At 66.2% G+C, this 10347-nt stretch carries 14 protein-coding genes and 2 pseudogenes; 5 read left to right on the top strand and 11 right to left on the bottom strand.

Translation table 11 applies throughout. The annotated features are described in order from the left end of the window. From DM995_RS12945 to DM995_RS12930, 4 genes and pseudogenes are all read right to left on the bottom strand, one after another. Positions 1-447, bottom strand: a 447-nt coding sequence (locus DM995_RS12945) for an NAD(P)-binding protein (protein WP_116969685.1), incomplete at its 3' end; no start/stop codon positions are given. Positions 448-450: 3 nt separating this feature from the next. Further along, positions 451-1041, bottom strand: coding sequence for a methionine biosynthesis protein MetW (metW, locus tag DM995_RS12940; protein ID WP_232824378.1), 591 nt, complete (start codon positions 1039-1041; stop codon positions 451-453). After that, entirely contained in the window at positions 1038-2195 is a 1158-nt protein-coding gene (gene metX, locus DM995_RS12935; protein ID WP_116969683.1) for a homoserine O-acetyltransferase MetX, read from the bottom strand. The genes metW and metX overlap by 4 nt, the downstream gene beginning before the upstream one ends. A gap of 91 nt (positions 2196-2286) precedes the next feature. Further along, positions 2287-2559 (bottom strand): annotated as a pseudogene (locus DM995_RS12930) (formate--tetrahydrofolate ligase); the annotation flags it as partial. On the opposite strand from DM995_RS12930, the gene DM995_RS12925 reads away from it, so the two are divergent. Continuing rightward, positions 2501-3001 carry a YfiM family lipoprotein gene (locus DM995_RS12925; protein WP_198669458.1) on the top strand — a complete coding sequence of 167 codons (501 nt, stop codon included), beginning with the start codon at positions 2501-2503 and terminating at the stop codon, positions 2999-3001. The pseudogene DM995_RS12930 and the gene DM995_RS12925 sit on opposite strands and share 59 nt — an antisense overlap. A 10-nt stretch (positions 3002-3011) precedes the next feature. On the opposite strand, the gene DM995_RS12920 is transcribed toward DM995_RS12925, so the two are convergent. Continuing rightward, positions 3012-3539 (bottom strand): DUF177 domain-containing protein, encoded by a 528-nt coding sequence (locus DM995_RS12920; RefSeq protein WP_116969681.1) that lies wholly within the window; start codon positions 3537-3539, stop codon positions 3012-3014. Further along, positions 3539-4066: a ubiquinol-cytochrome C chaperone family protein gene (locus tag DM995_RS12915; RefSeq protein ID WP_023837526.1), complete on the bottom strand. Its 528-nt coding sequence runs from the start codon at positions 4064-4066 to the stop codon at positions 3539-3541. The genes DM995_RS12920 and DM995_RS12915 overlap by 1 nt, the downstream gene beginning before the upstream one ends. A 175-nt stretch (positions 4067-4241) precedes the next feature. Between DM995_RS12915 and DM995_RS12910 the strand changes: the two genes are divergently transcribed. After that, entirely contained in the window at positions 4242-4742 is a 501-nt protein-coding gene (locus tag DM995_RS12910) for an outer membrane protein assembly factor BamE (protein WP_116970459.1), read from the top strand. A gap of 15 nt (positions 4743-4757) precedes the next feature. Here the strand turns inward: DM995_RS12910 and DM995_RS12905 are convergent, their stop codons facing one another. Beyond that, positions 4758-6071, bottom strand: a complete 1314-nt coding sequence (locus tag DM995_RS12905; RefSeq protein ID WP_116969680.1) for a hemolysin family protein — start codon at positions 6069-6071, stop codon at positions 4758-4760. A 215-nt stretch (positions 6072-6286) separates the two neighbouring features. Here DM995_RS12905 and DM995_RS12900 point away from each other — a divergent pair, with 215 nt between their 5' ends. Further along, on the top strand, positions 6287-6967 hold the full coding sequence (locus tag DM995_RS12900) for a YiaD family glycine zipper/OmpA-like lipoprotein (protein WP_116970458.1): 681 nt from the start codon (positions 6287-6289) through the stop codon (positions 6965-6967). 69 nt (positions 6968-7036) lie between these two features. On the opposite strand, the gene DM995_RS12895 is transcribed toward DM995_RS12900, so the two are convergent. From DM995_RS12895 to DM995_RS12880, 4 genes are read right to left on the bottom strand one after another with little or no spacing between them, the layout of a single operon-like run. Then, positions 7037-7432: a cupin domain-containing protein gene (locus DM995_RS12895; protein WP_116969679.1), complete on the bottom strand. Its 396-nt coding sequence runs from the start codon at positions 7430-7432 to the stop codon at positions 7037-7039. Between the two features lie 24 nt (positions 7433-7456). After that, entirely contained in the window at positions 7457-7855 is a 399-nt protein-coding gene (locus tag DM995_RS12890) for a VOC family protein (RefSeq protein ID WP_023837531.1), read from the bottom strand. 4 nt (positions 7856-7859) lie between these two features. Continuing rightward, on the bottom strand, positions 7860-8714 hold the full coding sequence (gene hemF / locus DM995_RS12885; protein ID WP_116969678.1) for an oxygen-dependent coproporphyrinogen oxidase: 855 nt from the start codon (positions 8712-8714) through the stop codon (positions 7860-7862). A 27-nt stretch (positions 8715-8741) separates the two neighbouring features. After that, the gene (locus DM995_RS12880; RefSeq protein WP_023837533.1) at positions 8742-9203 is read right to left on the bottom strand and encodes a tRNA (cytidine(34)-2'-O)-methyltransferase; all 462 of its coding nucleotides are present in this window, start codon (positions 9201-9203) and stop codon (positions 8742-8744) included. A 253-nt stretch (positions 9204-9456) separates the two neighbouring features. Between DM995_RS12880 and petA the strand changes: the two genes are divergently transcribed. Together petA and DM995_RS12870 are read left to right on the top strand one after the other, a co-directional pair. Further along, on the top strand, positions 9457-10029 hold the full coding sequence (gene petA / locus DM995_RS12875) for a ubiquinol-cytochrome c reductase iron-sulfur subunit (protein ID WP_116969677.1): 573 nt from the start codon (positions 9457-9459) through the stop codon (positions 10027-10029). Between the two features lie 12 nt (positions 10030-10041). Beyond that, positions 10042-10347: pseudogene (locus DM995_RS12870) on the top strand (cytochrome b); the annotation flags it as partial.

Below are 10347 nucleotides of genomic sequence, written 5' to 3'. Positions count from 1 at the left end.
GCCTTTTCCCGCGGGGCCCGCGACGCCCGCCGCATCGAAGCTTTCGCTGCCCGATTCGTGCTCGAACCGCCATTGCGCGCCCTCGCGCACGAACGCCTCGATCCGGCAGTTCCAGCGGACATCGTGCCCCGCTGCCTCAGCCTTGATGATCGCGTTCATGCCGGGCGCGCCGACCCAGGCCTCGTCACCCGCGGCGGGCCAGCGCGCCGCGACGCCTTCGCCCTCCCAGTGCGCGACCGTCTCGGCAAAACCGGCGTCGCGCACGGTGAAATATTGCGCGCCATGGTCGAAAAACGCCATGCCCTGCGCGGTTTCGGTACGCCGGGTCGACATGCGCCCGCCCGGGCCGCGCGCCTTGTCGAACACTACGACCGCGTGCCCCACCTCTGCCAGCCCGCGCGCCGCGGTCAGCCCGGCCAGCCCGGCGCCGATGATCCCGATCCTCATATGTCAGCGCCTCAGCAGGAAGACCGCATGTTCGGCGAGCAGATTGGCCATGCCGCGCGATGTGGGCTTGCCGCCCGAAAGGAACCATTGCCCGTCGCAGGTCCAGCCGCGCGCCGCGATCAGGTCGCGGAAATCCTCGATGGTGACATGGTGGATATTGGGCGTGTCGTACCAGCTTTCGGGCAGCAGCCGGGTGACCGGCATCCGGCCCCACGTCGCCAGCGAGAGGCGGATGCGCCAGTGCGCGAAATTGGGGAAGCTGACGAACGCCTGCCGGCCGATCCGCAGCAGCTCCTCGAGCACCAGATGCGGCGCGCGCGTGGTCTGCAGCGTCTGGCTGAGGATCGCGTAATCGACGCTGTCGGACGGATAGTCGGCCAGGTCGGTATCGGCATCGCCCTGGATCACCGATAGCCCGCGCGCCACCGCCGCGCTCACATTGGCGGGGTCGAGCTCGAGCCCGCGCGCGCGCACCTGCGCCTTGTCGCGCAGCGCCGCCATCAATGCGCCGTCGCCGCAGCCGATATCGAGCACGCGCGCGCCGGGCGTCACGTTCTCGGCGATGATCTGGAGGTCGGGACGCAATCCGTTCACGCGTTCGCCCCGGCGCGCAGGAAGCCGTCGATGATCCGGTTCATCTCGGGGCATTCGAGCAGGAACGCGTCATGGCCGAAGGGCGAGGACAGCTCGACAAAGCTCACCTCGGCCCCTGCGGCATTGAGCGCGTGCACGATGCGGCGCGATTCCGCAGTGGGATAGAGCCAGTCGGTGTCGAAGCTGATCAGGCAGAAGCGCGTCTTCGTACCCATGAACGCCTTGGCCAGCACCCCGTCAAAATGCTCGGCCAGGTCGAAATAGTCCATCGCGCGCGTGATGTAGAGATAGCTGTTGGCATCGAACCGGTCGACGAAACTGATGCCCTGATGGCGCAGATAGCTCTGAATCTGGAAATCGGCATCGAAGCCGAAGCTGCTGCCGCTGCAATCCCGGCCGCTCTTGTCCTGCAACCGGCGACCGAATTTCTCGGTCAGTCCCGCTTCGGAGAGGTACGTGATGTGCGCGGCCATGCGTGCGACGGCCAGGCCCGATGCGGGCACGTCGCCATCGGCATAATAGGCGCCCTTACGCCAGCGCGGATCGGCCATGATCGCCTGGCGGCCGACCTCGTGGAACGCGATATTCTGCGCCGAATGCCGCGCGGTCGAGGCGATGACGAGCGCGGCGCGGACGCGATCGGGATAGAGCACCGGCCAGCTGATCGCCTGCATGCCGCCCATCGAGCCGCCGATGACGGCGGAGAGCACCGGAATGCCGAGATAATCGAGCAGCAGCGCCTGCGCGCGCACCATGTCGGCGATCGACAGGACGGGAAAGTCCATGCCCCAGGGCTCGCCAGTGGCGGGATTGACCGTGGCGGGGCCCGACGACCCCATGCAGCTGCCGATGACATTGGCGCAGATGATGAAATCGCGCGACGGATCGACCGGCTTGCCTGGCCCCACCAGCCGCTGCCACCAGCCGGGCTTGCCGGTGATCGGATGCGTCGAGGCGACATACTGGTCGCCGGTGAGCGCGTGGCAGATCAGGATCGCATTGCTCTTGTCGGCATTGAGCGTGCCATAGGTCTCGTACGCGATCTGCACCGGGGCGAGCGAGGCACCGCAATCGAGCGGCAGCGGCCCCAGCAGCGTGATCCGCCGGTCAAGGCCGAAGCGTTCGTCGGAAAGGGGGGCAGATGCGCTCGCCATGGGCGGCGGGCTTGGCGACAAGCCGTGCGGCTGTCAATGGGGCGCGCATATCCTTCGCTTCATCGCGCGCCGGCGCACAGCGGAACCGGCGTCAGAACAACCCCTCGATCTCGCCCTGGTCGTCGAGCCGGATCGCCTCGGCGGCGGGCACGCGCGGCAGGCCGGGCATGGTCATGATCTCGCCGCAGATCGCGACGACAAAGCCCGCGCCCGCGCTCAGCCGTACCTCGCGCACCGGCAGGATATGGCCGCTGGGTGCGCCGAGCAGCGCGGGATCGGCGGAGAAGCTGTACTGCGTCTTGGCCATGCATACCGGCAGATGGCCGTATCCCGCCTCTTCCCATCGTGTCAGCTGCGACAGCACGCCGCTGGTCAGCGCGTGCATTCCCCCCGATCAGGCGGTCACGCTGGCCGGGCGCGGCGATCTTGCCAAGCACTGGGCGCTGTCGGCGGCCTTGCAGGCGAGCCTGGGCGGGCAGGTCGCGCAATCGCTCGGCGCCTTCAAGGAGCTGTCGGACAGTCTGGAGGGCGGCACCGGCTTTTCCTTTGTTGATCTGGCCGCCGATCGCTCCGGAGAGCGCTTCGCCCGCGCCGCCACCGATCCGCAGCTCGCGCGCTTCGTCCAAACGCGGCTCGCTGCGGTGACGGCGGACCAGTTGTTCGCGCGCGAAGCGCTGACCCGTCCGGAAGGTCTCGATGCGACACTGTTCGAGCGCACCTACAGCACTATCGATTCGCCCGAATATGCCGCCGCGCTGGCCGCCGTCGACCAGCTGCTCGACAATATCGGCGTGCCCAAGCCCTGATCGGGGGGGCTCAGCCCTTTTTCAACGCCTGCAGCGCCGCGAAGGGCCCGCTCGCCTCGGGCGTCGACAGGCCATGTTCGGCGCGCGCGGCATCGGCATTGGGGCCCTCGGCATAGGGGTCGATCTCGAGCGCCAGCGTCTGCGCGATCGCCTCGCCCAGATCGATGGTGCTGCCGGTATAGGCGATCGTGTCCAGATCCTCGCTGGTCAGCTCGATTTCCTCGCCCGCATCGGCCAGCGCGGCCTCATAGTCCGCCTCGGGCAGGAAGCGCAGGCGATAGTCGGAGGCGATGCGCACCGGGAAATCCTCGCCAGAAATCGCGCAGGACTGGACCAGCTCGGCCTCGATCCGGCCCGAAACCTCGACCCCGGAGCCGCGCTCCTCGAACTGCGCGCTGGCCCTGAGCAGGTCGATCGAGACGATATCGAACCGGCGTGCCAGCGCGGCGCGCTCGGCTTCGTCGGCCGCGATCTCGACCGGCTGACGCGGGATCGCGCGCAGATCGATCGGGCGCGGAAATTCGGTTTGCTCCTGCATCAGAACTCCCCCTGCATGATCGCGGGCGCAGGGATGGTGCGCAGCCTTGCGTGGAACTGTGCGAGATGGTCTGCGGTTGCGGTCACCGCCGTTTCCGCGACCGGGGCGTCGCGATAGAGGTTGCGGCGGAGCGCCTGGCCGAGCTGATGGCCGTCGCCGCGCGCCAGCGCCTCGCGATAGGCGCCCAGCCTGCCGCCGAGCGCGCTCATCATCTTGCCGATATGCTTGCCGACCACCAGATCGCCCACCCCGTTCTGGCGCAGCTGGCCGTCCATGTCGTCGACGAACAGCTCGGCGAGAAACACCGAGAACTGGCGCACCTGCGGGTCGGCTTCGTCATGCTCCAGCCGCAGCAGCACCGCGGCGAGCACCATCGTCACCGCCTCGAACCGGCCATCGACGCTGTCCTCTACCTGGCCGTCGAGATACCAGAAGGGGTCGCGGCCCAGCGCCACGATGCGGTCATAGGCGGCGCGCGCAACCTCGCGCGGATCCTTGCGGCTGAACAGACGGGAGAGGACGGACATGGGACGTGCGGTATCCTGCAGGGAAATCGCGGCGTTAAGCCACAATTCATTGGCCACTTGTGATGCAGCGGCTTAGTGCATATTGAGGCGGCAACGGCAAGTTGCAAGACATGCGGCATGGCTCGGGCCGGGCTGCATTGCGCCGCAGACACAGCGGATAGACCGCCAAGGAATGATGATGACCAGCAAAGCCCCGACACCCCGCGCGACCCGGTTTTCGCGTCCCCGCGCCGCATGGCTGGTCGCGCTGGCAGCACTGCCGCTGCTGGCGGGCTGCGGCCAGCTGCGCGGCCATCAGGGCTTCATCTATGACCAGACGCTGGCAGGCCAGATCCTGCCTGGAGTCGACAACCGCCAGTCGGTCGAGCGCACGCTGGGCCGTCCCACCTTTACCGGCCAGTTCAGCGACAGCGAATGGTATTATTTCGCGCGCGACACCCGCCAGCTCGCCTTTGCCAATCCGCGTCCGACCGCGCAGCAGGTGATGCGGGTGAAGTTCGACGCCGCCGGCAATGTCGCGGCGGTCGATTTTACCGGGCTGGATCAGGTCGCCAAGATCGATCCCGAAGGCGACAAGACGCCGACGCTGGGCCGCAAGCGCACCTTCTTCCAGGATCTGTTCGGCAATATCGGCGCGGTGGGCGCGCCGGGCGCGGGCGCAGGCGCGCCGCAATAAGCCGGGTCCGGCCGGTCAGTCGTCTTCGGCGATCCGGCTGACCAGCAGCTTGTCGACCTTGCGATTGTCCATGTCGACGATCTCGATCCGCCATCCCTGATCGTTGAACACCTCGCCCTCCTTGGGCAGGTGGCGCAGGCAGTGCAGCACATGGCCGGCGGCCGTCGCATAATCCCGGTCTTCGGGCAGCGAGATGCCCAGCCGCTCGGCCATTGCGTCGGCGGGCAGCGCGCCCGAAATCAGCAGGCTGCCATCGGCGCGTTCGACCACCATCGGCGAATCGCCTTCGCCCTGGTCCGACGCGAAATCGCCGACCAGCGCCTGCAACAGGTCGGCCGGCGTCACGAGGCCTTCGAAATGGCCATATTCGTCGTGGACGAGCGCCATCGGCACCTCGCCCTTCTGCAGCACCTTGAGCGCGTCCATCGCGTCGACGCGGTCGGGCACGATCGGCGCCGCGCGCGCGAGCGCGGCCAGATCGAGCGGCGCGCCCTCGATGATCGCGGTGAGCAGATCGCGTACCGTGACAATACCGATGATCGCATCGACCGAGCCATTGGCGACCGGCAGGCGGCTGTGTGGCGATTCGGCCATGATACGGCGCAGATCGTCGAGCCCGGCATCGGCGGGCAGCCAGTCGACCTCGGTGCGCGGCGTCATCACCTCGCGCACCGGCCGGTCGGCGAGGCGGACCACGCCCGAGATGATCGCGCGCTCGGATTCCTCGATCACGCCCGATTTGGTCGCCTCGGCAAAGATCATCTGCAGCTCTTCGGCGGTGACGATATTTTCCGATTCGCGGTTGAGACCGAGCAGGCGGAAGATCAGCGCGCTCGACCGGTCGAGCACCCAGACCAGCGGGGCGGCACCGCGCGCCATCAGGTCCATCGGGATGGCCATGATCACCGCGAGTTCCTCGGCCTTGCGCAGCGCGAATTGCTTGGGCACCAGCTCGCCGATCACCAGCGATAGATAGGTGGTGACGCCGATGACCAGCGCAAATCCGACGCTATCGGCAATGTCGGCGGGCACGCCGACCAGCGCCAGCCGCTCACCAACCGGAGCACCCAGGCTCGCGCCCGAATAGGCGCCCGCCAGAATGCCGATCAGCGTGATGCCGATCTGGACGGTGGAAAGGAACTTGCCCGGATCGGACCCCAGTCGCAACGCGGTGCGCGCGCCGTTGCTGCCGTCGCGCGCCATCGCTTCCAGCTTGGCGTTGCGCGCCGAGACGATCGCCAGTTCGGACATCGCGAACACGCCGTTGAGCACGATCAGCGCCAGGATGATGACGACATCCAGCCAGGGAAAGGGGGGAAGAGGGTCCATCGGGCCTTACAGGGTTAAGGGAGCACCCTATATCGCGCAGGCGCAGGGTGTCACGCGCTTTCGCACCTGCAACCAAACCCACAGAGCGGCCTGGCGATCCCGAAAATTAAACGATGTTACAAACGGGTTCGGGAACCATTCAGGCGCACAATCGAATAAGGCGATGAGACGCGGCGACGCGTCCACGAGACGAAAGACAATCGCGGGAGCACATGATGAACAGCAAGACGATCCGTATCGCGGCCTTTGCGGGCCTGGCCAGCCTGTCGCTGGCGGCATGCGTCACCGATCCGGACACCGGCCAGCAGCGCATCAGCCGCACCGCGATCGGCGGTATCGGCGGCGCGCTCGGCGGCTATCTGCTGGGCGATATCGTCGGCGGCCGCCGAGACCGGACCGAGAAGATCGTCGGCGCAGGGATCGGCGCGGTCGCGGGCGCGGGCATCGGCTATTACCTTGATCAGCAGGAGCGCGAACTGCGCCAGAAGACCGCCGGGACCGGCATCGATGTCGTGCGCGATGGCGACAGCCTGCTGCTCAACATGCCGAGCCAGGTGACCTTCGACGTCGACAGCTCGGCGGTGAAGCCCGAGTTCCGCAACACGCTGAACGATGTCGCCTCGACGCTGGTGCAATATGAAAGCACCTATATCGACGTCTATGGCCATACCGATTCGACCGGCAGCGACGCGTACAACCAGACGCTGTCCGAACGCCGCGCACAGTCGGTGTCGAGCTATCTCTCCGGCCGCGGCGTGCAGTCAGCGCGCCTTGCCACGCGCGGCTTCGGCGAATCGCAGCCGGTGGCGTCGAACACGACCGAAGATGGCCGCGCGCAGAACCGTCGCGTCGAAATCCGCATCGTGCCGGTGACCCAGGATGATGTGAACGGCTGATCGCCGCGCGACCAGCATCGCCGCGAAAGGGGCGCGTGCCGCATCGGCGGCCGCGCCCTTTTTCGTGCGTCATCGCGGCCGGTGTTCGGTGCCCTGGCCTGCGGTGATGAAAAGCGCGGTCGCCTCGCCGCTCACATCGGCGGTGTGCCAGACTCCCGGCGCATTGATTGCATAGTCGCCCGGGCCGAGCTCGAGCGCGGTCGTCGTGCCATCGGGCGCTTGCTGGTGCAGCGTCATCCGCCCCGCGAGGCACAGCACCAGCTCGTCGCCATGCGGATGCATTTCCCACATCGTCCAGGGCGCATCGAAGCGGAACTGCGCGACCAGCCGACCTTCGGCGCCATCGCTCGCGGTGCGCGCCTCGTAATCGGCATACCATTGCATGCTGGTCATCGCGGGCTGGGGCAGGGCTTTCGCGCCCAGACCCAGATGAACCGGGGCGGATTCGATCGAATGGACGGTCATGCGGACCTCCCGATGGGCGCCGACCTACCCGGCGAAGAAGTTGAGCTCGAGCAATACCCCATTCGGGTCGAGCGTGAAAAGCTGCTTGAGACCAATGGCTTCGACTTCGTTGCTTTGGTAGTCCGCGCCGCGCGCCTCCAGCCGGGCGACCATCGCGGGATAATCCCGGCAGCGGAACGCGACATGGTGGATCGATCCGGTGGGCCCCGGCGCCACCGCGCGATCATAGGTGCGCGGACAGTCGGTGCTGTTGATGTGCACCACCGCGTTGCCCGCCGCATCGTGCGCCCAGCGCGCATTGTCGGGCGTCAGCGGCGGCGGCGCGAGGCGGATCTCGAGGTCGAGCAGCTCTTCGTAGAAGCGTGCGGTCCCCATCAGGTCATCGGTGATGATGTTGACATGGTCGAGCCGCTCGATCGTCATCGGCTCATTCCCAGACCGCTTCGGGCGGCAGGCTCATCAGGATCGCATCGATATTGCCGCCGGTCTTGAGCCCGAACAAGGTGCCGCGATCGTGGATCAGGTTGAATTCGGCATAGCGCCCGCGCCAGACGAGCTGCTGATGCTTTTCGGCCGCAGAGAATTCCTGCCCCATCCGCCGCCGCACCAGCGCGGGGAAGATGTCCAAGAACGCGCGGCCGACATCCTGGGTGAAGGCGAAATTGGCGTCGAATGCCGCCTCGTCCGGGCATTCGAGATGATCATAGAAAATGCCGCCGACCCCGCGGTGCACCCCGCGATGCGGGATGTAGAAATAGTCGTCCGCCCAGGCCTTGAACTTCGCGTGATAGTCGGGATGGTGCGCATCGCACGCGGCCTGCATCCGTGCGTGAAAATCCGCCGTATCTTGCTCGTAGGGCAGCGGCGGGTTGAGATCGGCTCCACCGCCGAACCACGCCTTGGTGGTCACGAGAAAACGGGTGTTCATATGCACCGCAGGCACGTGCGGATTCGACATATGGGCGACCAGGCTTATTCCGGTCGCAAAGAAGCGCGGGTCGCTGCCTGCGCCATGGATCGATTTGGCGAATTCCTCGCTGAACCGACCCTCGACGGTCGACACGTTGACGCCCGCCTTTTCGAACACCTTGCCCTTGATCAGCCCGCGCACGCCGCCGCCGCCCGGCGATCCGTCCGCCTCGGTACGGTCCCACGGGGTGTATTCGAAGCTCGCATCGCTGTCCGCCTCGCGTTCGATCGCGGTGAATTCGGCGCAGATCGCATCGCGCAGGCTTTCGAACCAGGCGCGGGCCTTGGGCTTCTGTTCGGTCCAGTCAGTCATCGCGCTCCCCTATGCGGTGATGGCCGATCATGCCTCACCCAGTCTTCGTGTCTGCCGCAGCGCTTCGCCCAGCGCAATCCCGGTGGCGACCGATATGTTCAGCGATCGGACACCCGCCGCCATCGGAATGGTGGTCAAAAGGTCGCAGGCATCGCGCACATGATCGGGTACGCCGGCGCTTTCCGACCCCATCAGCAGGATGTCGTCGTCCCGGAAAGCCGTGCGATAGACGCTGGCGCTAGCCTTGCTGCTCATCAGCACGAGCCGCGCACCCGTATCGCGCACAAAGGCCTGAAAGCTAGGCCAGTCGGCGTGGCGGGTCATTTCGGCAAGCGGGCCATAGTCCATCGCCGCGCGCTTCAGCCGTTTGTCGTCGAACACGAAGCCGCACGGCTCGATGATTTCGACCGGCACCGCCATGCACGCCGCCAGGCGCAGGATGGCGCCAACATTTCCGGCGATTTCGGGTTGGTACAGGGCAATCCGCATCGCCCCTTCATAGCGCGCGCGGCGCGGCTGTCACCTGTCGTGCTCGGTTCGGCGCACGCAGGGCACGGCAAACCGACGCAAAATCGGCGGAATGATGCTGCGGCGCGCCAATTTCCCTGTTGGCAAGATGACGATTTTGCGTCTATCAGGCCCGCAATCATGCGGACGGGCCAGGGGCAAAGCCGTGCCATGCCGCTTCCTATATCGACAAAAAACGTATCCTTTTCAATAGCTTGAGGGTCAGGTTAGCGACATGGCAGAACAAGTCACGATGAATCAGGATGGCAGTGCCGCCGTCGAATCCGACGGTGTGCGCCGCCGCGACTTCATCAACATCGCCGCCGTCAGCTTTGCGGGTGTGGGTGGCGCATCGGTGCTGATCCCGCTCATCACGCAGATGGCACCTAGCAAGGACGTGCTCGCGCTGTCGTCGACCGAGGTCGACATCTCGGCGGTGCAGCCCGGCCAGGCCATCAAGACCGTGTTCCGCAAGCAGCCGGTGTTCATCCGCAACCTGACGCCCGCCGAAATCGCCGCCGCCGACAAGGTGCCCGTCGACAGCCTGCGCGATCCGCAGTCGCTCGAAGAACGCACCGTCGACGGCAAGAAGAACTGGCTGGTGACGCTGGGCGTCTGCACGCATCTGGGCTGCGTGCCGCTGGGCGCGGCGCAGGGCGAGATCAAGGGCGAGTTCGGCGGCTATTTCTGCCCCTGCCACGGTTCGCACTACGATACCGCCGCGCGCATCCGCAAGGGTCCGGCGCCGAAGAACCTGGAAGTGCCAGAGTTCTCGTTCCTGTCAGACACTGTCATCAAGATCGGTTGAGGAGCATAAGAGATGAGCTTTTCCTGGGCCAAGCATTACGAACCCAAGTCCGATCTGACCAAATGGCTGGATGAGCGCCTGCCGCTCCCGCGTCTGGTCTATGGGGCGATCGGCGGCGGCTATCCGGTGCCGCGCAACCTCAACTATTTCTGGAATTTCGGCGTGCTCGCCGGCATCGCTCTGGTCATCCAGATCGTCACCGGCATCATCATGGCGATGCACTATGCGCCCAACGCGCTGGTCGCCTTCGATTCGACCGAGCACATCATGCGCGACGTCAACTGGGGCTGGATGCTGCGCTATGCGCATGCCAACGGC

The sequence above is a fragment of the Blastomonas sp. UPD001 genome (assembly GCF_003426715.1).
Classification (GTDB): Bacteria; Pseudomonadota; Alphaproteobacteria; order Sphingomonadales; family Sphingomonadaceae; genus Blastomonas.
The sequence above is the reverse complement of the archived record's forward strand: the minus strand, read 5'-3'. Positions and strand labels throughout refer to the sequence as shown.